This window comes from Clostridium tetani, assembly GCF_900167265.1.
Classification (GTDB): domain Bacteria; phylum Bacillota; class Clostridia; order Clostridiales; family Clostridiaceae; genus Clostridium_G; species Clostridium_G tetani.
In genome coordinates this window covers 1-23,785 of record NZ_FUWT01000025.1, presented here as the reverse complement: position 1 = coordinate 23,785, position 23,785 = coordinate 1, and the positions used below count along the sequence as shown (strand labels likewise).

Here is a 23,785-nt window from a genome sequence, read left to right as displayed (position 1 = left end):
TCTCTTGTTTGTGGCATTGGACCATCTGCTGCACTTACTACTAGGATTGCTCCGTCCATTTGTGCTGCTCCTGTTATCATGTTCTTTACATAGTCAGCGTGTCCTGGACAGTCTACGTGTGCATAGTGTCTGTTTTCTGTTTCATATTCTACGTGGGATGTGCTTATTGTGATTCCTCTTTCTTTTTCTTCTGGTGCCTTATCTATTTCGTCATATTTGAATGCTTTCGCAAACCCCTTGTGTCCTAATATTGTTGTTATTGCTGCTGTTAATGTTGTCTTACCGTGGTCTACGTGACCTATTGTTCCTATATTTACGTGTGGTTTACTTCTTTCAAATTTTTCTTTTGCCATTTTTTATTCCTCCCTTTATTTTAAAATAATAAGTAAACTTACCCTGGTGTGTTGTATTCCCATAATAATATTTGGAGCCCATGACCGGGATTGAACCGGTGACCTCCACCTTACCAAGGTGGCACTCTACCTACTGAGCTACATGGGCAATAAATCATAATGCCTAATATTTATGAATAAAGCATAAATATTGTTATACCGATTATTAATTTTAATATACTTATATTTATTTGTCAATGACTTTATCGTGAATTTAAAAATTTTTCAAGTTTTCTCTTTACTCTTTGAAGCGCATTATCTATAGACTTTGCATGCCTATCTAAATCACATGCTATTTCTTGATATGATTTTCCATCTATATATGACATAAGTACTTCCATTTCTAGTGCAGATAAAACCTCTTCCATTTCATTTTGTATACATCCTATTTCTTCCCTACTTATAACTAATTCCTCTGGATCAGACACTTTGGCCTCAGATAATACATCCATAAGTGTTCTATCTGACTCATCATCGTATATCGGTTTATTAAGAGATATATATGTATTTAATGGAATATGTTTTTGTCTTGTAGCTGTTTTTATAGCTGTAATTATTTGTCTTGTTATACATAATTCTGCAAAGGCCTTAAAAGAAGCTAGTCTATCCGCTCTGAAGTCTCTTATAGCTTTGTATAACCCTATCATACCTTCCTGATAAATATCTTCCCTATCAGCACCAATTAAAAAGTAAGATTTTGCTTTAGCTTTCACAAAATTTTTATATTTATTAATTAGGTATTCTTGGGCTCTTGTATTTCCTTCCTTGGCTTCTAAAACTACTTCTTCATCCAACATATTTTTAAAGACTATTTTGTTTTCTTTTTTAACCCCTTTGCCCACAGTATCCCCCCTAAAATCCCTCATTACAAGTTAAATTATAACGTACATCTCTTTTATACGTCAAGGGATTTTAGCCCTTTTTCCGAATTTTTTGAAGTTTTTCCAAAATTTCTCCTTCTACCCTATCTTCTATTGAATCTTTCCTTATAATTGTATTAATTTCTATCTTATTTTTTATTTTATTTTCTACTACTTTTATCTCATGATAAAATTCCAAAGAGGACATACGAATTGCTCCTCTTTGAAAAATTACTTGTTGTTCCATAGAATCCGAGGTAACAACACAGACATCTCTCTTTCTACCTATATTGTTAACTTTTTTCTCTATATAACTATCTGCCGTTTCTCCTTCTTTAGTAAAAACTATTATTAAATTTTCTCCACAACGTTCTTTTTTTTCAATGCTTTTATCAACCATATGGGCATCAAATACTAAAAAAACCTTATAACCTTTATAGGTAGAATAATTTTGTAAAATTTCCATGAGCTTTTTTCTGGAGGATTCTAAACTATAGTCTTTTATTTCTTTTAGTTCAGGCCAGCTATTTATAACATTGTATCCATCAACAAATATGGTCTTCACATTTAATCCCTTTCAAGCCTTTGCCTTGATATTTCATACATTACTATTCCTCCTGCCACCGATGCATTAAGGGAATTTATTTGTCCACTCATAGGTATTTTTACTAATATATCACACTTTTCCTTTGTAAGTTTTGATATACCTTTACCTTCACTACCTACTACTAAAGCTATAGGCCCTTTGAGATTTTCTGAATATATATATCTATCTGTTGCCATATCAGCACCGTATATCCATATATTATTTTCTTTCAAGAAATCTATAGTGCTATTTATATTGTTTACTTTTGCTATTTTAACATGTTCCACTGCTCCAACAGAAGACTTATAAACTATCGGTGTAATTCCTACACTTCTTCTTTTAGGAATTATTATTCCGTCAACACCAAAAACTTCCGCTGTTCTAATTATTGCACCAAAATTATGAGGATCCTGAATTTCATCCAATATTAATATAAATGGAGCTTTTCCCTTTGAAGACTCTAATATCTCTTCAACAGAATAATATTTATATGGAGTAGTATATGCAGCAACTCCTTGATGATTTTCACCTTCAGATATCTCATCTAATTTTTTCTTATCCACGTTCTTTATAGGAATTCTATTTTCTTTTGCTAAACTAATAATTTTATTTATAGTGCCTTTATTATTTCCTTTGGATATTAATATACTTTCCAATGTTTTATGTGATTCTAATGCTTCTACTACTGCATTCCTTCCTATAATTAAATCTTCTCTCATAACTTCAACCTCTTTTATAAATATATTTTTTTCATTTCAGCTGCTTTTCCACAACTCATAGCACCTTCTGGACAATTACCATTTACACAAGATGGACCAGAATATTTAAATAAATTAGGAGCTACTTTTTTAACTTCTGATAACATTTCATTGGCTAAATTCCTAATCTCCCATTGAGCTCGTGTACAGCATCTATGTCTAAAAAAGTTCATAAGCGTCCTTGCATTCATTGTAAATATTATCTTTGTTTCACAAGCATTAGGGAATACATATCTTGCATCTTCTATAGCTTTCTTTTCTGCTTCTTTTCTTTTCATGCCTTCTGAAATATATTTTTGTTCTAAAGTGCTAGCTATCTTATCATATGCTTTTTGGCTATTTTCCATAGCTTCTATAAATATACTTCTAGTATTATTATCTTTATCAATTTCAGGAGGGATAATATATTGAAATTGGTCTAACTTAACATATCTCTGACTTTGTTGTGAATATGAGGCTATTCTATGTCTGACTAACTGGTGTGTTAAACTTCTTGATACACCTTCTGCAGCAAATGTAAATGAAACATGTTCTATAGGAGATTCATGTCCATAAGACATAAGCATATTTAAAAATTTATTTACTTTCTCCTCACTCAGATCTTTTGCCATTTCTTCTACCCCTACTGGGCTATAACATAGTTTTGCTGCTGATGCCACTACTTTTTCTGGATTAGGTGTATATTCTAATAATTTAACTTTTACTCCCATGGTTTTCCCCCTCATTTTGTGAACTTTCTTCGTATAAATTTATTACTAGCTTCATAATTTCCTCTAATCTTTCATCTTCATTTAATAGATACAAGTAGCCTATAACAGTTTCAAATCCTGTGGCCATTCTATAATCTTGAATACTTGCATTTTTAGCTGATGTGTTAGACTTTGTATTTCTTCCTCGTTTAAATACTTTAATTTCTTCTTCATTTAAATACTTTTGAATCTCTCTTATGAAATAACTTTGTGCATCTGCCTTCACAAATTGTATTGTTTTTTTATGCAATTTATTTACACATGTGTCTTTATTTTTTGATATAATATACGTTCGTATGAATATTTCATATACAGCATCTCCAATATAGGCAAGCACTAAAGGATTCATTTGCTTTAAATCTTGTTTTGTGAATTCTTCTCCTAAAAAATATTTTCTCATTAAAAAGCTATCTCCAATCCAACATCATTATATTATATTCTTTTCCATCTTACTCCTTGTGGGGTATCTTCTAGTAAAATTCCTCTTTCTTTTAGTCCGTCTCTTATTTCATCAGCTAAAGCCCAATTTTTTTCTGTTCTAGCTTTCTCTCTTCTATCTATTAATTGTTGTATTTCATCTTCAACACTTTCTTCTGTTGACTTTTGAAGTATTCCTAAAGGTGATCCTAGTTCTCTTATAATTGATAAGGCATACTCAATTATTTTTTTGGAGGAATCAGATTTAACATTACTATTAATATCTCTTATCATGTCAAATATTACAGCAATAGCGTCTGCAGTATTAAAATCATCATCCATTTTTTCTATATATTTTTCTCTATACTCATCTAGTTTTTTAATATATTTTTTTTCCTCTTCATTCAAATCATTTCTTTTTACTTCATTAGCTAAATTTTCTAAATTATAGATAGCATTATAAAGTCTTTCTACTGCCGACATAGCAGATTGTAATAATTCTTCACTAAAGTTTAGCTGCGCTCTATAGTGTGCTGACAACATAAATAATCTTACTACATCAGCATCATATTTTTCTAATATTTCTCTTGCAGTAAAGAAGTTATTTAGTGACTTAGACATCTTTTTATTATCTATATTTAAAAAGGCAGAGTGCATCCAATACTTTGCAAAAGGTTTTCCTGTTCTACATTCACTTTGAGCAATTTCATTCTCATGATGTGGGAAAATCAGATCATGTCCTCCTGCATGTATATCTATAGTGTCTCCTAACAGATTATGGGCCATACAAGAACATTCTATATGCCATCCAGGTCTTCCCATTCCCCATGGACTTTCCCATGCAGGTTCACCTGGTTTTTGTTTCTTCCAAATAGCAAAATCCATAGCATCTTTTTTTCTTTCATCTACATTAATTCTTGCACCTGCTTGTAGATCTTCTATATTTTGTCCTGATAGTTTTCCATATTCATTAAATCTTTTAGTATGAAAATATACATCTCCATCTATTTCATAGGCATATCCTTTATCTACTAGCTCTTTGACAAATTGTATTATTTCCTCCATAAATTCAGTAGCTCTTGGATTTACAGTAGCTCTCTCTATATTTAGTGAATCCGCATCTTTGTAATATTCTCCTATAAATCTTTCTCCTAATTCTTTAACGGTTATTCCTTCGTCATTTGCTCTTTTTATCATTTTGTCATCTATATCTGTAAAATTCTGTACAAATTTAACCTTATATCCCTTATATTCTAAATATCTTCTTACCGTATCAAAAACTATGAAAGTTCTCCCATTTCCTATGTGGAAAAAATTATATACTGTAGGCCCACAAACATACATATTAACTTCTCCCGTTTTTAAAGGAATAAATTCTTCTTTTTGTCTGGTTAATGTATTATATAATTTCATTGTTTAACCTCCTACTATGATATTATTTCTAGTTTGTATCCTTTCTTTGTTAAAGCATCTATAAGTTCTTGTGATTGTTCTACTGTCTGAACTTCGATTTCAAACATAACATTTACATAGTCCAATCCTTTTTTATTCCAATTAGTATCTTGCCTTAATTTTACTACATTGGCTCCCGTGGATACAATTTCTGTTATTATGCTACTTAACTGTCCTATTCTATCTTTAATTTCTACTATAAATCTTAGTCTTCTTCTAAGTCTTATAAGTTCTCTGTCTATTATTTTAGAAACCGTTGCTATATCAATATTCCCTCCACTTATGAGAGATACTATATTCTTACCCTTTATATTAATCTTATCACTTAATATAGCTGCCATAGCTGCCGCTCCAGCACCTTCTGCTAAAAGTTTCCCTCTTTCTAATAAACAAAATACACTATATGCAATTTCATCTTCTGAAACGGTTACTATATCATCTACATATTCATTCATATATTTAAATGTTATTTCTCCTGGAGTACTAACAGATATACCATCTGCTAAGGACTTAACTCCAGGTAATGTGGTAACCTTTCCCTTCTCTAAGGATACTTTAGAGGAAGCTATAATAGATGGTTGCACTCCTATTATCTTAACATTTGGTTTAATAGATTTTGCAGCTAGTGCTATTCCTGATATTAAGCCTCCTCCACCCACTGGTACTACTATAGCATCTACATCTTCCATATCTTCTAATATTTCTAATCCTATAGTACCCTGTCCTGCTATAACCTGTTCATCATCAAAAGGATGTATGAATGTATACCCATTTTCTTTTTGCGTTTGAAGTGCTTTTATATAACATTCATCATAGACTTCTCCACATTGAATTACCTTGGCACCATAACCTTTTGTAGCATTAACTTTAGCTAATGGTGCTGTAACGGGCATAACTATTGTAGAATTTATACCAAAAGCAGATGCTGCATAGGCAACACCTTGTGCGTGATTACCCGCTGACGATGCTATAACCCCTTTTTTCTTTTCTTCTTCGTTAAGACTTACTATTTTATTATAAGCTCCTCTTAATTTAAAAGCACCTGTCTTTTGCTTGTTTTCACACTTAATATAAATATTATATCCAGTTAATTTTGTAAAAGTTGATGAGTATACCAAGGGTGTTCTTCTTACAACCTTTTTAATATTATTTTGCGCTTGCTTTACATCTCCAAGTTTTAATCCCATAGTCATAGCTTCCCCCTCCTAATAATTAAAAATATTCTGTTAACTACATTTTACAATTTTAGGCTACTCTTTTCAAATTCTTCCCTAACTTTATCGTATACTTGCTCTATATTTAATATTTCTAAATCTTCTTCTTTTCTAAGTTTATATTCTACTTTTCCTTCTTTAATTTTTTTACCCACAGTTACTCTAATTGGTATACCTATTAAATCAGCATCTTTAAATTTAACTCCTGGTCTTTCTGCTCTGTCATCTAGTAATACTTCTACTCCCATGCTTTTTAGTTTATTATATATTTCTTCAGCAGCTTTCATTTGTTCCTCATCTTTAGTTATAACTGGCACTACTATAACGTGGTATGGTGCTATAGATAATGGCCATACTATTCCATTTTCATCATGATTTTGTTCTATAGCTGCTGCCATAGTTCTGCTTACTCCTATGCCATAGCATCCCATAACAAGAGGTCTACTTTCCCCTTTTTCATCTAAAAAATTAGCTCCCATTGATTCAGAGTATTTAGTTCCCAACTTAAATATATGTCCTACTTCAATGCCTCTAGCTATTTCTATGTTTCCACCGCAAAGAGGGCATTTATCTCCTTGTATTACTTTTCTATAATCTCCTACAATACCTTCAAAGTCCCTTTTGTAATTTGCATTTTTGTAATGGTATCCAGTTTCATTTGCACCGATTATAAAATTATACATGTTAGTAACTTCTTCATCTATCAATAGACAATCAACTTTTATTCCAATAGGACCTGCAAATCCAACTTCTGAATTAGTAGCTTTTTTTATAGTTTCTTCATCTGCCATTTCAAAATTTACAGCCCCACCTAAAGCATTTATTATTTTTATTTCATTTGCTTCTCTATCTCCTCTAATAGCTACAGCAACTACTTTATCATCTACTTTATAAATAAGAGTTTTTACAAGTTTTGCAGGATTTATTTCTAAGAATTTAATAAGTTGGTCTATAGTTTTTACATTAGGTGTTTCTATTTTAGCTAATTCTTTTAATTCTTCTTGATCAAATTTCTCTGATATAGCTGGGGCTTTTTCTATGTTCGCACCATATCCACAAGAATCACAAAATGCTATCTCATCTTCTCCTACTTCTGATTTAACCATAAATTCTGCAGAACCTGCTCCACCCATAGCTCCTGAATCTGCTTCTACACAGTTACATTCAAGTCCACATCTTATAAAAATATTATGATATGCTTCATACATCTTTTTATAAGATACATCTAAGTCTTCATAATCTTTGTCAAAACTATACGCATCTTTCATTATAAATTCTCTAGATCTCATTAATCCAAATCTAGGTCTTCTTTCATCTCTATATTTAGTTTGTATTTGATATAAGTTTAATGGCAATTGTTTGTAAGAATTTATTTCATTTCTAGCTATATCCGTAAAAACTTCCTCATGAGTTGGTCCAAGACAAAATTCTCTATTATTTCTATCTTGTAATCGAAACATTTCTGGACCAAAAACATCCCATCTTCCTGATTCCTTCCACAATTCTGAAGGTAATAAAGCTGATGCTAAAAATTCTTGAGCTCCAGCATTATCCATTTCTTCTCTGACTATATCTTCTATCTTTTTTATAACCCTTAGTCCAAAGGGCATAAAATTATACACTCCTGATGCCATCTTTCTCATCATCCCAGCTCTAAGCATAAGCTTATGACTTGGAATTTCTGCTTCTGCTGGTACTTCTCTTAGTGTGCTTACAAGCATGTTTGATAATTTCATAAAAAATTCCTCCCTTTAGTATTATATATTTTAATATAGTATTTTAATTTTAAATACAAAAAACTCGCCCTTACTTTAGGGCGAGAATATCCGCGGTACCACCTAATTTTTACTCAATCTAATATCGGCTATTATACCGGTAGTTTTCACTACAGACTCTAAAGTAGGTTCAAAACTTACGAAAATCTTTCAGCCAAGGGATCTTCTCTCTTTATAATAGTTTCTACTATTCTTTATCATAGTCACTTTATATAATCTTTTAAAATCAATTATATACTATATTACTATATATATTTATGTCAAGCTGTTTTTAACATTATTGAATTTCTTCACAAATTCTTCAGCAAATATTAGATCTTCTTTTGTTGTTATCTTTATATTAGTATATTCTCCATTATATACAAATACATTATGCCCTAAATATTCCATAAGAGATGTATCATCTGTAATGTTTATATTTTCATCAATCTTATGATTATGACCTTCCCATATAAGTTTATATTTGAAGCTTTGAGGCGTTTGAACACTTATTAAAAAATCTCTATTTAAACTTTCTTTTATAAAGTTTAATTTATCTTTAACCTTTATAGTATCTTTAGGTGTTACTCCACAAGTACACGCACCATATTTATTTGCATATTTTATTCCTTTAGAGATTAAATCATGACTTATGAAGGGTCTAGCTCCGTCATGAATAACTACTACATCTGAATCCTTTATGACACTTAAGGCATTTACTACAGATTCTCTTCTAGTATTTCCACCAACTACTATTTTCTTTACTTTTTTCATATTATTAGATTTTATAATATGTTGGAATTTTTCAATTTCATTTAGCTTAGCCACTAGAACTATTTCATCAATATCAGGATGACTTTCAAAACATTCCAAACTGTATTGTATTATAGGCTTTTCTCCTATCTCTATAAAAACTTTATTGATATCAAATCCCATCCTGCTTCCTTTTCCTGCAGCTACAATTATTGCGCAATTTTTACTCAATTTCCATACCCCTTTTAATTCTATTCTAGTCATCTTGAGTTTTTTGTCTTGCAAATATCATCCTTCCTGCAGCTGTTTGTAATACTGAAGTAACAATTACTTCTATTTCTTCACCTATGAATTTTTTACCGCCCTCTACTACTATCATAGTTCCATCATCTAAATAAGCAACACCTTGACCTGACTCTTTTCCGTCCTTTACTATAAATAATTTCATGGTCTCTCCTGGTAAAACAACAGGTTTTACTGCATTAGCAAGTTCATTTATATTTAGTACAGGTACTCCTTGAAACTCTGCTACCTTATTTAAGTTATAATCATTGGTTATAACCTTTCCATTAAGATTTTGTGCCAACTTTAATAATTTACTATCAACTTCAGGTATATCCAGAAAATCTTTTTCATATATTTGAACTTTTATACTAAGTTCTTTTTGAATTTTATTTAGTACATCTAACCCTCTTCTACCTCTATTTCTCTTTAAGCCATCTGATGAATCTGCTATATGTCTTAATTCTTGTAGAACAAAATTAGGTATAACTAAAGTTCCTTCTATAAATCCAGTTTGACATATATCAAATATTCTTCCATCTATAATCACAGATGTATCTAAAACTTTGGCATCGCCTTTATTACTTTTTACTTTCTTTTCTTTTGAAACGTTAGTTGATTTTTTAAGTATATTATTTACAAGGGATGCTATATCTTCTCTTTTCTTTAATGCAATATTGACTCCTAGGGCTGCCATAAGCAATGCAATTGTAACAGCAAATACTACTCCAACTACTGGTATCTTAGATAATAGGTTTACAAACAAAGCTGACAAACCAAGTCCTAAAATAGCACCAAATCCTCCTATTAATATATCATTAGTTGGTACTTTTTGAACGCTCTTTTCAATATACTCCATAAACTTAGTGACTCCTAAAATCATCCAAGGGGATATTATAAATAGTATGAATCCAAAAATTAAAGTTGATATAATAAGAAATAGTGCTGTCTTAACTGGACTTTCTTTAATATAGTTTATATATGAAAAAATACTTGAATTTAAAGCAAGTTTACCTAGTATATCTCCTATAATAAGCCCTATTATAGTAAACAATCCTCTTAATACTTTCTTTAACAATATTTCTTCACCTCCTAATTTAGTGTGTTTTAGTATATTATTTATAATTAATATATAGTAATCACCTATTTTTTTCAATAAGTGTTACATTTATTTAATGTTTTATTAATTATTTAAATATATTTGCATTAGAATAAATTCATTACCCCCTATAATTATAACCCGTTTTAAGTTATTATTATCATAGAAACATAAATATTTAACATTTTTTTTAGATTTACTTAATATTTATAGATTTATCAATTAAATATTTACTTATTTTAGAATTATGATCAAGGAGTGGAAGCAAATGAAAGATTTAATTTTTGATAGTTTTCAAAGTGCTGTTGATGAATCCTTATTAAGACATAAAAGTATTTTAGATATTATTTCAAAATTACAAGAATCTGAAAGTAGAATAAATAGGGCTGTAATAAAATCTGTAACAGCTTGTGGTTGTATAAAAATTGATGCACATAAACAAAAAATTCCTAATGAAATTAACAGTATAGATGATTTTACTACAGAATTGAAAACTCATTTAGATGGTGAATTATGCCCTAATTGCAAAGAAATTATAGATATGGAAATAGGAAATAATATATTTTATTTAACTTCTCTTTGTAATTCTTTGAATTTAAATTTATATGATATTTTTATAAAAGAATACAATGCAATAGATACACTAGGAAAATACAGATTAAGATAGTTAAAATATAGAGGAGTAAATACTGAAATGTTTTACTCCTCTATCTAGTAACTATATTCTTATCTATATTTGCTTGTTCCTTTAATCTTCTTAGTCCGTTTTTAATAGCTTTTGCCCTTGCTTCTCCTATACCTTCAACTTTATCTAGCTGCTCGTAGGACGCCTCCATTACAGCCTTTAATTCTTTAAAGTTCTTTACTACGTTCTCTATTACATTAGAAGGTATCCTCGGTATTCTATGTAACATTCTATAGCCTCTAGGTGATATAAAAGTATCCACTAAAGGGACTCCTGTATATCCCAGTATTTTAGATATTTGATCAAGATTTATCAACTCTTCTGATGACATTGATTGTATTTCATCATATACTTCAGTATAATCCATATATGTTTCGCAATAATCTCTTATCAATAATATTTCATCTTCTTCAACATACCTTACAAGTTCATTTAATTGCATAGATATAAGTCTTGCTTCATTTCCTAGCTCACATATATATCTTTCCATTTCCCATACAATTCTCATAACCATTTCTGTCCTTTGTATGGCTGTCATCACATCAAATAATGTTACTAAATCCCTAAATTCTAATACATTTAAATTATTAATTACTTTATCTAATACAGATACATACTTTTCAAGAGTTTGTAAAGCTTGATTTGCTTTTCCTAATATAACACTACTATCTCTTAAAACATATTTTATATTATTTCTATATATAGTTATTATGTTACGTCTTTGTGATATAGCAATTACTATATTTCCTGTCTGTTTAGCTATCCTATCTGCAGTCCTATGCCTTGTTCCTGTTTCAAAAGTGGGTACTGAAGGATCTGGCATGAGTTGTGCATTAGCTCTTATTATCCTTTTTACATCTCCACTTAGTATTATAGCTCCATCCATTTTTGCCAGCTCATATACATATGAAGGACTGTATTCTGCATCAATTGTAAATCCACCATCTACTATATCTAATATTTCCTCGCTATCTCCAATTACTATTAATCCTCCAGTTTTTGCTCTTAATATATTTTCTAATCCATCTCTTAAAGGTGTACCTGGAGCCATTATATTTAATATGTCCATTAAATCATTATCTTTTTGTAACCTCACTTTAATCACCCTATACTAAAATACTCTATTTATTATTTCTTTCAAATATTGTGTTCCTATAATATTTATGCTTTTATCATTTCCTAAAATCTTTTCCTTATTTCTTGAAGGAATAATAAAGTTTTTAAATCCCATCTTTTTTCCCTCATTTATTATTCTATCACAAAACATTACCGGTCTCACTTCTCCAGTTAATCCTATTTCTCCTACAACTAACATCTTTTCCAATTTAGCTTCAACACCTTTTACACTAGATATTAATGCTAATGCTATTCCCAAATCTGCAAAAGTCCCTTCTATGTTAAGTCCTCCAACGACATTTATATAAACATCAAATTGATAAAAGGGTATTTTCAATTTCTTTTCTAATACTGCTAAAATTAAATTTATTCTAGATGTTTCTACTCCTACTACTGTTCTTCGCGGCATAGGTGCATTTGTTTTTGTTGCTAAGGCTTGAACTTCCACTAATATGGGCCTACTCCCTTCCATTATTCCTATTATTATCGAGCCTTCTTTATTAAAATTTATATCTTCTAAAAATACCTCTGATGGATTAGTTATTTCATTAAGTCCATCCTCTCTCATTTCAAATACACCAATTTCACTAGTATTACCAAATCTATTCTTAATTGTTCTAAGTATCCTAAATTCCTCTGTTCTTTCTCCCTCAAAAGATAGTACTGTATCTACCATATGTTCCAAAACCTTAGGTCCTGCTAATGAACCTTGTTTGGTAACATGAGCTACTATAAAAAATGGTATATTGTTAGTTTTAGCTAATCTCATAATTATATTTGAACATTCTCTTACTTGTGACACACTTCCTGGTGCTGAAGATATTTCTGGATTGTATAACGTCTGAATTGAATCTAATATTATGAAAGTAGGTTTTATCTTATCAATATTGGCTAGTATTATATTAATGTCTGTTTCTGCCAATATATATACGTCTTTACATAAAGCTTGTAATCTTTCTCCCCTTAATCTTATTTGTTCTTGAGATTCTTCCCCTGAAATATATAATATCTTACCATACTTTTCTGCTATATTGTTTGCAGCTTGCAACAATAAAGTTGATTTTCCTATACCAGGATCCCCTGATATAAGTGTTAATGATCCTCTAACTATTCCTCCGCCTAACACTCTATTGAGCTCATTAATTCCTGTGCTAATTCTCTCATATGTAATAGATTTTATATCTACTATACTTTCGGATGAGTTTATCTGTAGATTGTAATTAAATTTTTTATCTGCTTCTTTGCTTTTTATCTCTTCAACCATGCTATTCCAAGTATTACAATCTGGACACTTCCCCAACCATTTTGGTGATTCATATCCACACTCTTGACATACAAAACAACTTTTTATTTTTGCCATATAATCCGCTCCTATAATATATGTATAAAACATAATTATACATTATTTTCTCTGCTTCTGTTAGTACAAATAAGGAAGTTTTTAATATTAAAAACTTCCTTATTTGTACTATACCTCAAAGAATGATTTTATTTATATAAATTTAGCTGCTTCTTTATCTAAAATGACAGTACAATTAGGATGTAAATGCAATAATGAAGCTGGTACTTTTGTAGATACGTTACCATTGATTAATTTTTTTACTATTTCTGCTTTAACTTCTCCATTTATTAAAAGTATTATCTTTCTGGCTTTCATAATTGAACCAATTCCCATTGTTATTGCTTCTGTAGGCACCTCTTCTTCTGAATTAAAAAACCTGGAATTATCTTTTATAGTTTTTGTCTTTAGTTTTGTTAAATGAGTAGATATACTAAGCTCTTCTGAAGGCTCATTAAAGCCTATATGACCATTTCCTCCTATGCCTAGTATTTGTAAATCTATCCCACCTTTATTATCTATCTTTTTATCATATTCAATACACTCTTTCTCTATATCATTTGATAGACCATCTAATATAAAAGTATTTTTCTTATCTATATTAATATGATTAAATAGAGTATTGTTCATAAAAAATTTATAGCTTTGAGGGTGTTCCCCATTAAGACCCCTATATTCATCTAAATTAAAAGATGTAACTTTAGAGAAATCAACTTTTCCCTTTTTATAATACTCTATAAGCTTTTGATATGTTCCTACTGGTGTACTTCCTGTCGCCAATCCCAATACACAATCAGGCTTTTTATCTATTAATTCTAAAATTTCTAGCGCTGCAACTTCACTTAACTCATCATAATTATCTTTTATTAAAACTTTCATAATAATACCTCTTTTCTTTTTAGCGTGTATTTTAAAATAATGATAGGTTCTTATTGAAAATTATAATATATGAGTTTATCCATGTCTACTAAGTAAAGAAATAAAAAGGTATCTCCTTAATAAATATTGGGATACCTTTCTATTTATAATTTAAATTATTCTTTGTTAAATATTAATTTTTCTTCATTGACTGACACTAATACTTTATCTCCTTTTTCAATACTTCCTTTTAATATCTCTTCTGATAATTTATCTTCTACCGCTTTAGTAATAGCCCTTCTTAAGGGTCTAGCTCCATAAACTGGATCAAATCCTTTTTTTGCTAGAAACTTTTGTGATTTTTTATCAAAGGATATATTTATATCTTGATTTTTTAATCTATGAGTTACAGATTCTAACATCAAAGCTACTATTTTTTCTAAATCTTCCTCTCTTAATTTATGGAATACAATAATATCATCTATTCTATTTAAAAACTCTGGTCTAAAAGATCTTTTTAGTTCTTCCATTACATTTTCTTTCATTTGTTCATATTCACTTTCAATCTTATCATCACTTATAGCAAATCCTAATGACTTTTGTTTTTTAATAGTTGACGCTCCCACATTTGAAGTCATTATAATTATTGTGTTCTTAAAATTTACAGTTTTACCTTTTCCATCTGTAAGCCTTCCATCTTCTAATATTTGTAACAGTATATTAAATACATCTGGATGGGCTTTTTCTATTTCATCAAATAATATTACTGAATAAGGATGTCTTCTTACCTTCTCTGTTAATTGACCACCTTCATCATATCCAACATAACCTGGAGGTGATCCTATGAGTCTTGATACTGCATGTTTTTCCATGTACTCTGACATATCTATTCTTATCATACTACTTTCATCACCAAACATAGCTTCCGCTAATGCTTTAGATAACTCTGTCTTTCCTACTCCTGTTGGACCTAAGAATATAAATGAACCTATAGGTCTATTAGGATCCTTTAATCCAACTCTTGCTCTTCTAACAGCTCTTGATACAGATTTTACTGCTTCATTTTGTCCTATAACTCTGTTGTGTAAAGTTTCTTCTAATTTTAAAAGTCTTTCTGATTCCTTTTCAGTAAGTTTTCTAACAGGTATATTAGTCCATTTAGAAACTACCGCTGCTATTTGTGTTTCATCTACAGTTAATGTAGCTACTTGCTTTTGAGTTTTCCAATCTGATTTTAGATTTTCTAATCTATATTTTAAATCTTTTTCATGGTCTCTTAATTGAGCAGCTTTTTCAAAATCTTGCACTCTTATAGCATCTTCTTTTTCTTTAGTTACTTTTTCTAAATTTTCTTCTAATTCTTTCATATCTGTAGGTGCTATCATATTTTCAATTCTTACTTTAGAAGCTGCCTCATCCATTAAATCAATAGCTTTATCTGGTAAATATCTTTCAGTTATATATCTATCTGATAAGTTTACTGCCGCTTCAATAGCTTCGTCTGTTATATTAGCTCTATGATGAGCCTCATATTTATCTCTTAGTCCTCTTAGTATAAGTATTGCTTCCTCTTTTGTAGGTTCTCCCACTGTAATAGGTTGGAATCTTCTTTCTAATGCGGAATCTTTCTCAATATGTTTTCTGTATTCATCTATAGTAGTTGCCCCTATACATTGTATTTCCCCTCTAGCTAGAGCGGGCTTTAATATGTTTGATGCATCTATTGCTCCTTCCGCAGCACCAGCCCCTATAATTGTATGAATTTCATCTATAAATAAAATAACATTACCAGATTTTCTAATCTCCTCCATAACCTTTTTTAACCTATCTTCAAATTCACCTCTATACTTTGCACCTGCAATCATTGAAGACAGATCTAAAGTTACAACCCTTTTATCTTTTAAAATTTCTGGAATATTTCCTTCAACTATTTTCTGTGCTAATCCTTCTGCGATAGCTGTTTTTCCTACCCCTGGATCTCCAATTAAACAAGGGTTATTTTTTGTTCTTCTACACAATATTTGTAGTACCCTTTGAGTTTCTTTATCTCTTCCTATTACAGGATCTAATTTTCCTTCCATGGCCATATCCGTTAAATCTCTTCCAAACTCATTTAATGTTGGAGTGTCTTGATTCTTTTTATTAGTATCACTACTGGATCTATTAACACTTCGTTCTCCTGCTACATTCTCTAATAACTCTTTTCTTAGTCTGTTAAAATCAACTCCTAAATTGCTTAATATAGTAAAAGCAATTCCTTCTGACTCTTTTATTAAAGCAAGTAAAATATGTTCTGGAGTTATAAAATTATGATTTAAATTTCTAGCTTCTAATAAACTTATCTCTAACAACCTTTTAGTTCTTGGTGTCAAAGGTATTTCATTACTGTATAAATCTAAGTCGCCTTTTCCTTCATACTCTTCAATTAAACTTTCTACATCTTCTAACTCTACATTCATATCCTTTAATATGTTTTTGGATATTCCTTCTTCTTTTAATATACCTAATAATATGTGTTCTGTTCCTACATAACCATGTCTATAATTCCTAGCAGATTCTTGTGCAAAAACCAAAACTTTTTGAGCTCTTTCATTAAATCTTCCAAATATCAATATTAGTTCACCACCTCATAAATTGTTTTTAAATACTGTTTTTTAACTTTCTCTTTACAAGCTCCGCTCTTTTTAGCTGTCTTGCTTCCTCTGTAAGTTTAGAATTAAATATTCTCTGAATCATTGCAGGTTGTATAGATATCGTTAATTCATTTAATACCTTCTTACTTACATCTTTAATTATATCCATTTCTACTCCTAATCTTACATATGATAATAATTTCAAACATTCTTCACTGTCAAGAAGAACAGCTGAATTTAGTATTCCTAATGCTCTATATACTTTATCCTCGATTCTATATTTATGCATTTTCATAATTTTTTCTCTTGCCAGCTTCTCTTGATTTATAATTTGATATACAACTGCTTTTAAATTATTTATTACTTCTTCTTCACTTAAACCTAATGTAAGTTGATTTGATACTTGAAATAGATTTCCTACTACTTTAGAACCTTCACCATATATCCCTCTTATAGTCATACCTATTTGAGTAAGACCGCTAAATATCTTATTTATTTCTCTATTCATAGTTAATGTTGGCAAATGGATCATAACTGATGCCCTTAATCCTGTTCCTAGATTAGTTGGACATGCTGTCATGTACCCCAAATTTTCATCAAAAGCATAATCTAAGTTTTCTTCTATTAAATCATCTAGATCTTCTGCACATTTATATGCCTCTTCTAGATTAAATCCATTTGTAATACATTGTAATCTTATATGATCCTCTTCATTTATCATTAAACTAACTGTCTCGTCTTCATTTGTTATAAAAGCACCTTTTTCATTATTTAAAATAAGTTTACTACTAATTAAATACTTTTCTAAATAAGTAACTCGATCTAAAGGGTCCATTTCCCACAATCTATATACTTTATATTTTGATTCTTCATTTTGTAAAACTTTTTCTATAGTTTCTACTATTTTTCTTCCTTCTTCAATAGATATTTTATGAGGATAAGTAAAATTACTTAAATTCCTTGCAAGTCTAATTCTACTACTTAACACAATATCAGAATTATCCAATGATGTATGAATCCAGTTATTCATATATTCTCCTCCTAATTATCTCTTTCTAATTCCTTTATCATATCTCTTAGTTCTGCCGCTCTTTCATACTCTTCTTCTTCAATAGCTTTTTTTAGGTCTTCTTTTAAATTTTGAACTTTATTTTTTTTGATAATATATTTTCCTGCTCTTTTAGGAATTTTACCAGTATGAATCACATTTCCTTGAACCCTTTTTATTACTGGTTGAAAAGTGTTACTTAAGTTTTTATAGCATTGACTACATCCAGCTAATCCTTTTTCTTTAAACTCTAAATAGCTATTGCCACACTTTTTACAAGCTTCTATATTTACACTGGTCTTTTCTGGTGATCCATTCATATAGTCCATTAATCCACTTAGTAAATTTTGAAATGTATACGGTGATGTAAAATCTGCATCCCCTATACTAGAATATATATCTCCCATTTCGCTTGCACATCTATTACATACATTTAATTCTTGTTTGTCACCATTAATTACTTTAGTTATATGAACATTAGCGTTATTTTTTTTACATCTTTCACATAGCATAAGTATCCCTCCTGAGATATTACTTATATAAATAATTATACCATATTTGTAATTATTTATGATAATAAAACAAATAACATATTTTTCAATATATTTGCTCTCAATTCATTTTTGTCTTCAGGTATAATATCTAAAGTTCTATCATTTATAGCAACTTTAATTAGTTCACTAAATTTTTTATCAATTATATCCGCTTCTAATAAACTCTCTATTAAACTACATGCATTATAAAAGGTTATACCATCACCTATTTTATTATTCAGCATTTGAAACAATTCTTTATAATCATTAAAGCCAATATGTCTAATTATTATATACCCTCCACCGCCACGTCTACTTTCAATATAATATCCTTTATCTGTTGTAAACCTAGTAGTTAAAACATAATTAATCTGCGAGGGAGCACATCTAAACTGCTGAGCTAATTCATTCCTTTGGATTTGTAATTCCCTTTCATCATTATTCATTAACATTTCTTTTATAAAATCTTCTATTATATCACTTAGCCTTGCCATAATACACCTCCCTGACTTTGCCTATCTTTGACCTTAATATAATAATAATATTTTTTAATCTATTATTCAATAGATAAATTGCAATATATTTAAACACTATATACACTTATCTATTAATAAATTCCCATATCTCTATTTTTCTATACTTTATACCTAAATTAATACCTAAACAAAAATAATCATTTTAATTAGAATAAATATCTTTGTTTAGGTACCTTTAAATCTATACTATCTTTATTTCTTTCACTTCATCTAAATGGGATATATCTGCATTCAATAATATTCTTCTATTTGAATCTTCTATCTCTACCTTTGTCAGACTTGTAGGATTTATATGTGGTTCTCCCCAAAAATTATCTATAGTTAAATCTTCTATATAGTTCATGATACCTTTTAATGTTATAGCATGAGTTACTATAAGAATAGTTTCATCTTTATGCTTTTTTAGAATCTCCTCCAAAAAATCTTTAACTCTGTTTCTAAGCTGTAAAAATGTCTCTCCTCCTATAGATTTGTATAGTTTAGGATTATTCCAAAAGTTGTCTATCTCTTCTTTATAATAATTGTCTATAAGGTCATGATTCATACCTTCCCATTTTCCTAATTTAATCTCTTTTAATCTATTATCACATACAATAGGTATATCCCTTTCTCCTCTAACTATTTTTGCTGTTTTAATAGCCCTTCCTAATGGACTAGAATAAATTATATCTATATTATTATTATCTAATCGCTTTCCTAATCTCTTTGCCTGCTCCATCCCTAATTTTGTTAAAGGTGAATCATTCCATCCTTGCATTCTTCTTTCTGTGTTCCACTCAGTTTGTCCATGCCTAGTTATATATAATGTTATACCCATTTCCATCCTCCAATAAATTTAAATTATATTTTTTATTATAACATACAATATAGATAACCTAGTTTTTCTTACTAGCATATATATAACCATTTTGTTGCTTATTTATTACATCAAATCCTTTGTTGTTAAGAATTTTACATATTATATCTAATTCATCTTTTGAATTACAATTTAATTTAATAGAAATTTTATCATCCTTTTTTGGTATCTCCAAATAGTCATTTATTGAACTGTAATCTGATAAATTCATATTCCCATTTATGTCTAATTTATAATCTGACATATTGATTCTCCTTTTATCCTTTTTACTTTCTTATTTTTCGTATTTAAAAACAAATTATACCTATATAAATATACCTTATTAGTTAATTTATGCATAAAATTATTTGATAATATACAGAATAGTGTTATAATTTATATGTATAACACTTTTATAAACATAATTAATTATAGGAGGTCATTATATAATGAAATCTTTAAAAGGAACAAAAACTGCTGAAAATTTATTGAAAGCTTTTGCCGGTGAATCTCAAGCTAGAAACAGATATACTTATTATGCGTCTATTGCTAGAAAAGAAGGCTATGTTCAAATATCTAATATATTTCAAGAAACTGCTGATAATGAAAAAGAACACGCTAAAAGATTTTTTAAATTTTTAAATGAAGACTTACAAGGAGAAGCTGTAGAAATTACTAGTGCAAGCTATCCTGTGGGATTAGGTAATACTAAAGATAATTTGAAATATGCAGCCGATGGTGAAAATGAAGAATGGAGTGAACTATATCCTGAATTTGCAAGAGTTGCTGATGAGGAAGGTTTTCCAACTATAGCAACAGTATTTAGAAAAATTGCTGAAGTTGAAGTTCATCATGAAAAAAGATATAGAAAATTATTAGAAAATATAAATACTGATAAAGTATTTAAAAAAGACGAGCCAACTCTATGGAAGTGCTTAAACTGTGGATATATTCACGAAGGACAAGCCGCTCCTGATATTTGCCCAGCCTGTGCTCATCCAATAGGTCACTTTGAATTGTTAGCTGATAATTTTTAATAGCCATATATAAAAGATACTCAGTATTATCCTGAGTATCTTTTATATATATTTACTTATACTGTTTCTTTTTCTTGTTTTTTCTTTTCTATGATTTTTGCCACTTCAATCTCTGGAACTTCTTCATATCTATCAAATTCCATAGTAAAACTTCCTCTTCCTTGAGTCAATGATCTTAAGTCTGTGGCATATTTAATCATTTCGGCTTGAGGAACTTCTGCTATAATTCTTTGATATTTGCCAGATTGATCCATGCCTATAACTCTTCCTCTTTTTTTATTTATGTCTCCAATAACATCTCCCATATAGTCATCTGTAACCATTATTTCAGCTCTCATTATAGGTTCTAATAATACTGATTGAGCTTCTGCCATACCTTTTTTATATGCCAAAGAAGCTGCAATTTTAAAAGCCATTTCTGATGAATCCACTGTATGGTATGAACCATCATGTAGAGTAGCTTTTAATCTTATCACAGGATAGCCTGCTAGTACCCCTTCTTTTACACATTCTAAAAGCCCTTTTTCTACAGCTGGTATATATTGTCGTGGAACAACTCCACCTACTATTTTATCTACAAATTCTAATTCATCTCCATCAAATCTTGGCTCAAATTTTATTACAACATCTCCATATTGTCCGTGTCCTCCAGATTGTTTTTTGTGTTTTCCCTGAACATCAGATTTCTTTCTGATTGTTTCTCTGTAAGGTATTTTAGGTTCTTCTAATTGTACCTCTACACCAAATTTATTTTTTAACTTACTTGCTATAACTTCTAGATGGGTTTCTCCTATACCAGATATTATAGTTTCCGCATTTTCAGTATCTCTTGATACTTTAAACGCAGGATCTTCTTCTAATAATCTAGCAAGCCCTAAAGAAATCTTATCCTCATCATTTTTTGATTTAGGCAATATAGCCATTGACATACATGGCTTTGGAAAACTTATTTCTTCATATAGAATATTTAAACTGCTATGACATAAAGTATCTCCAGTAACTGTATATTGAAGTTTGTTTACAGCTCCTATATCTCCTGCTATTATTTCCTTTGTATTAATTTGCTGCTTTCCTCTCATAAAGTAAATTGCACCGAATTTCTCATTCTTACCTTTATTAGGATTACATACATTCATATCACTCTTAGCTTTTCCAGTCATAACTTTAAACATAGATAACCTTCCTATAAATGGATCTGCTATAGTTTTAAATACTAATGCGGAAAAAGGTTTTTCAGTTGATATATTTATTTCTACGTCTTTTCCCGTTTTAATATCTTTGGCTATATGAGGAGCTATATCTTTTGGGGAAGGAAAGCATTCTATGATTCCATCTATCAAGGTTTTTACTCCCTTACCTGTTATAGCTGAACCACACATTACAGGCGCAATTTCTCCTGTAGCACACCCACTTATAAGTCCTTTATATATTTCATCTTCACTTAAAGTTCCTTCTGAAAAATATTTTTCAAGTAATTCTTCACTTGTTTCTGCTACTGCTTCCATAACCATATTTTTACACTCTGCTATTTTTTCTTTTAACCCTTCTGGAATTTCAGTATCTTCTATATCATCAGTTTTAGGATTATATATTCTAGCAGTATTTGAAACAACGTTTACAACACCTTGAAATCCAGCTTCTTCTCCAATAGGATAATGAATAGGAACTACAGAAATTCCAAATTCATCTTTTAATTGTATAAAAGTTTTTTCAAAATTGCTATTATCTCTATCTAATTTATTTATATAAAAAGCTCTTGGTAACTTATATTTACTAACATATTCCCATGCATTTTCTGTTCCTACTTGAACTCCGGATGTACCTGATAAAACTATAAGGGCAACATCTATAGCTCTTAGCCCTTCTGCTATTTCTCCTAGAAAATCAAAATATCCTGGCATATCTACTAGATTAATCTTTGTATTATTCCATTCGCATTGAGCAATAGACGTAGATATTGAAATTTTTCTTTTCTTTTCTTCTATATCAAAATCTAATATGCTATTTTCTTCATCAACTTTTCCAAATCTATCTACTGATTTCGTGCGATAAAGTATAGCATCTGCTAATGTAGTCTTTCCTGAGCCACTATGTCCTATTATCCCTAAGTTTCTTATATTCTCTGTTTTATAATCCTTCATATGCAATTCCCCCTAACCATGCTTTTATCCCTTCTTTAAGTATATTCTATTTCTGTTCTAAAATTCCTTTTAAATAAAACATAATTTTCAAAATTATTTGACATCGATTAAACAGCAAAAAAATAAGATTACAAATCCTTGTAATCTTATTTTATGTATTTAATTAATGTTTTATTCTAAAAAATAAAAATGGCTCCGTGGAAAGGATTCGAACCTTCAACCCTTCGGTTAACAGCCGAATGCTCCACCATTGAGCTACCACGGAACATTATAAAATCTGGCAACGTCCTACTCTCCCACAAGGTTGCCCTTGCAGTACCATCGGCGCTTAGAAGCTTAACCATCGTGTTCGGCATGGGAACGGGTGTTACCTTCTAGCTATAATCACCAGATGCTGATTTCGTTTTGAATCAGTACTTCTCAGCTACGCTGAAGAAGTTTCCTTTGAAAGAATAATTCTTTCAAAATTGCACAGAGTAAATAATTTGATCAAGCCTTCGATCTATTAGTATCAGTCAGCTAAATACATTGCTGCACTTACACCTCTGACCTATCAACCTTGTGTTCTTCAAGGGATCTTATTGACTTACGTCATGGGAAATCTCATCTTAGGGTGGGCTTCACGCTTAGATGCTTTCAGCGTTTATCCCTTCCCGACTTAGCTACCCAGCTGTGCCACTGGCGTGACAACTGGTGCACCAGAGGTCA

23 protein-coding genes, 2 tRNA genes and 2 rRNA genes are annotated in these 23,785 nt (G+C 30.1%); 2 read left to right on the top strand and 25 right to left on the bottom strand.

The window, feature by feature from the left end:
* The 12 genes from B5D21_RS13455 to B5D21_RS13400 form a co-directional block, all read right to left on the bottom strand.
* A partial coding sequence (locus B5D21_RS13455) for a GTP-binding protein (RefSeq protein ID WP_200809741.1) occupies positions 1-353 on the bottom strand: 353 nt, incomplete at its 3' end.
* A 72-nt stretch (positions 354-425) separates the two neighbouring features.
* Positions 426-501, bottom strand: a tRNA-Thr gene (locus B5D21_RS13450).
* A 94-nt stretch (positions 502-595) separates the two neighbouring features.
* Positions 596-1,258 (bottom strand): RNA polymerase sporulation sigma factor SigH, encoded by a 663-nt coding sequence (gene sigH, locus B5D21_RS13445; protein WP_011100728.1) that lies wholly within the window; start codon positions 1,256-1,258, stop codon positions 596-598.
* 46 nt (positions 1,259-1,304) lie between these two features.
* Positions 1,305-1,817, bottom strand: coding sequence for an NYN domain-containing protein (locus B5D21_RS13440; protein ID WP_011100729.1), 513 nt, complete (start codon positions 1,815-1,817; stop codon positions 1,305-1,307).
* 2 nt (positions 1,818-1,819) lie between these two features.
* Complete coding sequence (gene rlmB / locus B5D21_RS13435) at positions 1,820-2,557, bottom strand: 23S rRNA (guanosine(2251)-2'-O)-methyltransferase RlmB (RefSeq protein ID WP_011100730.1); 738 nt, start codon at positions 2,555-2,557, stop codon at positions 1,820-1,822.
* 14 nt (positions 2,558-2,571) lie between these two features.
* Positions 2,572-3,306 (bottom strand): FAD-dependent thymidylate synthase, encoded by a 735-nt coding sequence (thyX, locus tag B5D21_RS13430; RefSeq protein ID WP_035125448.1) that lies wholly within the window; start codon positions 3,304-3,306, stop codon positions 2,572-2,574.
* Positions 3,290-3,745, bottom strand: a complete 456-nt coding sequence (locus B5D21_RS13425) for a Mini-ribonuclease 3 (RefSeq protein WP_011100732.1) — start codon at positions 3,743-3,745, stop codon at positions 3,290-3,292. Before B5D21_RS13425 ends, thyX begins: the two co-directional genes overlap by 17 nt.
* Positions 3,746-3,777: 32 nt before the next feature.
* Positions 3,778-5,175, bottom strand: a complete 1,398-nt coding sequence (gene cysS, locus B5D21_RS13420) for a cysteine--tRNA ligase (protein ID WP_011100733.1) — start codon at positions 5,173-5,175, stop codon at positions 3,778-3,780.
* Between the two features lie 14 nt (positions 5,176-5,189).
* Positions 5,190-6,401, bottom strand: coding sequence for a threonine ammonia-lyase (gene ilvA, locus B5D21_RS13415; protein ID WP_035111318.1), 1,212 nt, complete (start codon positions 6,399-6,401; stop codon positions 5,190-5,192).
* A 50-nt stretch (positions 6,402-6,451) separates the two neighbouring features.
* On the bottom strand, positions 6,452-8,164 hold the full coding sequence (locus B5D21_RS13410; protein WP_011100735.1) for a proline--tRNA ligase: 1,713 nt from the start codon (positions 8,162-8,164) through the stop codon (positions 6,452-6,454).
* 294 nt (positions 8,165-8,458) lie between these two features.
* Positions 8,459-9,166: a 2-C-methyl-D-erythritol 4-phosphate cytidylyltransferase gene (gene ispD, locus B5D21_RS13405; protein WP_035111320.1), complete on the bottom strand. Its 708-nt coding sequence runs from the start codon at positions 9,164-9,166 to the stop codon at positions 8,459-8,461.
* Between the two features lie 25 nt (positions 9,167-9,191).
* The gene (locus B5D21_RS13400) at positions 9,192-10,295 is read right to left on the bottom strand and encodes a PIN/TRAM domain-containing protein (RefSeq protein ID WP_035111297.1); all 1,104 of its coding nucleotides are present in this window, start codon (positions 10,293-10,295) and stop codon (positions 9,192-9,194) included.
* A gap of 289 nt (positions 10,296-10,584) precedes the next feature.
* Between B5D21_RS13400 and B5D21_RS13395 the strand changes: the two genes are divergently transcribed.
* Positions 10,585-10,983, top strand: a complete 399-nt coding sequence (locus B5D21_RS13395; protein WP_023439627.1) for a nucleoside triphosphate pyrophosphohydrolase family protein — start codon at positions 10,585-10,587, stop codon at positions 10,981-10,983.
* 40 nt (positions 10,984-11,023) lie between these two features.
* Here B5D21_RS13395 and disA read toward each other — a convergent pair whose 3' ends face one another.
* From disA to B5D21_RS13350, 9 genes are all read right to left on the bottom strand, one after another.
* Complete coding sequence (disA, locus tag B5D21_RS13390) at positions 11,024-12,097, bottom strand: DNA integrity scanning diadenylate cyclase DisA (protein ID WP_023439629.1); 1,074 nt, start codon at positions 12,095-12,097, stop codon at positions 11,024-11,026.
* Positions 12,098-12,112: 15 nt separating this feature from the next.
* The gene (gene radA, locus B5D21_RS13385; protein ID WP_035111301.1) at positions 12,113-13,477 is read right to left on the bottom strand and encodes a DNA repair protein RadA; all 1,365 of its coding nucleotides are present in this window, start codon (positions 13,475-13,477) and stop codon (positions 12,113-12,115) included.
* Between the two features lie 132 nt (positions 13,478-13,609).
* Complete coding sequence (gene nagB / locus B5D21_RS13380; RefSeq protein ID WP_011100741.1) at positions 13,610-14,335, bottom strand: glucosamine-6-phosphate deaminase; 726 nt, start codon at positions 14,333-14,335, stop codon at positions 13,610-13,612.
* 155 nt (positions 14,336-14,490) lie between these two features.
* Positions 14,491-16,926, bottom strand: a complete 2,436-nt coding sequence (locus tag B5D21_RS13375; RefSeq protein ID WP_011100742.1) for an ATP-dependent Clp protease ATP-binding subunit — start codon at positions 16,924-16,926, stop codon at positions 14,491-14,493.
* A 28-nt stretch (positions 16,927-16,954) separates the two neighbouring features.
* Positions 16,955-17,977, bottom strand: coding sequence for a protein arginine kinase (locus tag B5D21_RS13370; RefSeq protein WP_011100743.1), 1,023 nt, complete (start codon positions 17,975-17,977; stop codon positions 16,955-16,957).
* Between the two features lie 11 nt (positions 17,978-17,988).
* Complete coding sequence (locus tag B5D21_RS13365; RefSeq protein WP_011100744.1) at positions 17,989-18,507, bottom strand: UvrB/UvrC motif-containing protein; 519 nt, start codon at positions 18,505-18,507, stop codon at positions 17,989-17,991.
* A gap of 56 nt (positions 18,508-18,563) precedes the next feature.
* Complete coding sequence (locus B5D21_RS13360) at positions 18,564-19,022, bottom strand: CtsR family transcriptional regulator (RefSeq protein ID WP_011100745.1); 459 nt, start codon at positions 19,020-19,022, stop codon at positions 18,564-18,566.
* Positions 19,023-19,245: 223 nt separating this feature from the next.
* A complete protein-coding gene (locus B5D21_RS13355; protein ID WP_035111307.1) occupies positions 19,246-19,881 on the bottom strand; it encodes a histidine phosphatase family protein in 636 nt (211 codons plus the stop codon).
* Positions 19,882-19,939: 58 nt separating this feature from the next.
* Positions 19,940-20,164, bottom strand: a complete 225-nt coding sequence (locus B5D21_RS13350) for a hypothetical protein (protein ID WP_035111311.1) — start codon at positions 20,162-20,164, stop codon at positions 19,940-19,942.
* A 184-nt stretch (positions 20,165-20,348) separates the two neighbouring features.
* On the opposite strand from B5D21_RS13350, the gene rbr reads away from it, so the two are divergent.
* Positions 20,349-20,936, top strand: coding sequence for a rubrerythrin (gene rbr / locus B5D21_RS13345; RefSeq protein ID WP_011100747.1), 588 nt, complete (start codon positions 20,349-20,351; stop codon positions 20,934-20,936).
* A 56-nt stretch (positions 20,937-20,992) separates the two neighbouring features.
* Here the strand turns inward: rbr and fusA are convergent, their stop codons facing one another.
* The 4 genes from fusA to B5D21_RS13325 form a co-directional block, all read right to left on the bottom strand.
* On the bottom strand, positions 20,993-23,077 hold the full coding sequence (gene fusA / locus B5D21_RS13340; protein WP_035111314.1) for an elongation factor G: 2,085 nt from the start codon (positions 23,075-23,077) through the stop codon (positions 20,993-20,995).
* A 190-nt stretch (positions 23,078-23,267) separates the two neighbouring features.
* A tRNA-Asn gene (locus tag B5D21_RS13335) sits at positions 23,268-23,342 on the bottom strand.
* Positions 23,343-23,352: 10 nt separating this feature from the next.
* Positions 23,353-23,469, bottom strand: a 5S ribosomal RNA gene (gene rrf, locus B5D21_RS13330).
* Between the two features lie 93 nt (positions 23,470-23,562).
* Positions 23,563-23,785 (bottom strand): 23S ribosomal RNA (locus B5D21_RS13325); the annotation flags it as partial.

What these genes read in the sequence shown, in the direction of transcription:
- B5D21_RS13350 (WP_035111311.1), bottom strand. Translation starts at nt 20,164, where the DNA reads ATGTCAGATTATAAATTAGACATAAATGGGAATATGAATTTATCAGAT.
- B5D21_RS13370 (WP_011100743.1), bottom strand. Translation starts at nt 17,977, where the DNA reads ATGAATAACTGGATTCATACATCATTGGATAATTCTGATATTGTGTTA.
- ilvA (WP_035111318.1), bottom strand. Translation starts at nt 6,401, where the DNA reads ATGGGATTAAAACTTGGAGATGTAAAGCAAGCGCAAAATAATATTAAA.
- B5D21_RS13425 (WP_011100732.1), bottom strand. Translation starts at nt 3,745, where the DNA reads ATGAGAAAATATTTTTTAGGAGAAGAATTCACAAAACAAGATTTAAAG.
- thyX (WP_035125448.1), bottom strand. Translation starts at nt 3,306, where the DNA reads ATGGGAGTAAAAGTTAAATTATTAGAATATACACCTAATCCAGAAAAA.
- rbr (WP_011100747.1), top strand. Translation starts at nt 20,349, where the DNA reads ATGAAATCTTTAAAAGGAACAAAAACTGCTGAAAATTTATTGAAAGCT.
- B5D21_RS13365 (WP_011100744.1), bottom strand. Translation starts at nt 18,507, where the DNA reads ATGCTATGTGAAAGATGTAAAAAAAATAACGCTAATGTTCATATAACT.
- B5D21_RS13355 (WP_035111307.1), bottom strand. Translation starts at nt 19,881, where the DNA reads ATGGGTATAACATTATATATAACTAGGCATGGACAAACTGAGTGGAAC.
- radA (WP_035111301.1), bottom strand. Translation starts at nt 13,477, where the DNA reads ATGGCAAAAATAAAAAGTTGTTTTGTATGTCAAGAGTGTGGATATGAA.
- B5D21_RS13395 (WP_023439627.1), top strand. Translation starts at nt 10,585, where the DNA reads ATGAAAGATTTAATTTTTGATAGTTTTCAAAGTGCTGTTGATGAATCC.
- nagB (WP_011100741.1), bottom strand. Translation starts at nt 14,335, where the DNA reads ATGAAAGTTTTAATAAAAGATAATTATGATGAGTTAAGTGAAGTTGCA.
- fusA (WP_035111314.1), bottom strand. Translation starts at nt 23,077, where the DNA reads ATGAAGGATTATAAAACAGAGAATATAAGAAACTTAGGGATAATAGGA.
- B5D21_RS13410 (WP_011100735.1), bottom strand. Translation starts at nt 8,164, where the DNA reads ATGAAATTATCAAACATGCTTGTAAGCACACTAAGAGAAGTACCAGCA.
- rlmB (WP_011100730.1), bottom strand. Translation starts at nt 2,557, where the DNA reads ATGAGAGAAGATTTAATTATAGGAAGGAATGCAGTAGTAGAAGCATTA.
- cysS (WP_011100733.1), bottom strand. Translation starts at nt 5,175, where the DNA reads ATGAAATTATATAATACATTAACCAGACAAAAAGAAGAATTTATTCCT.
- B5D21_RS13360 (WP_011100745.1), bottom strand. Translation starts at nt 19,022, where the DNA reads ATGGCAAGGCTAAGTGATATAATAGAAGATTTTATAAAAGAAATGTTA.
- sigH (WP_011100728.1), bottom strand. Translation starts at nt 1,258, where the DNA reads ATGAGGGATTTTAGGGGGGATACTGTGGGCAAAGGGGTTAAAAAAGAA.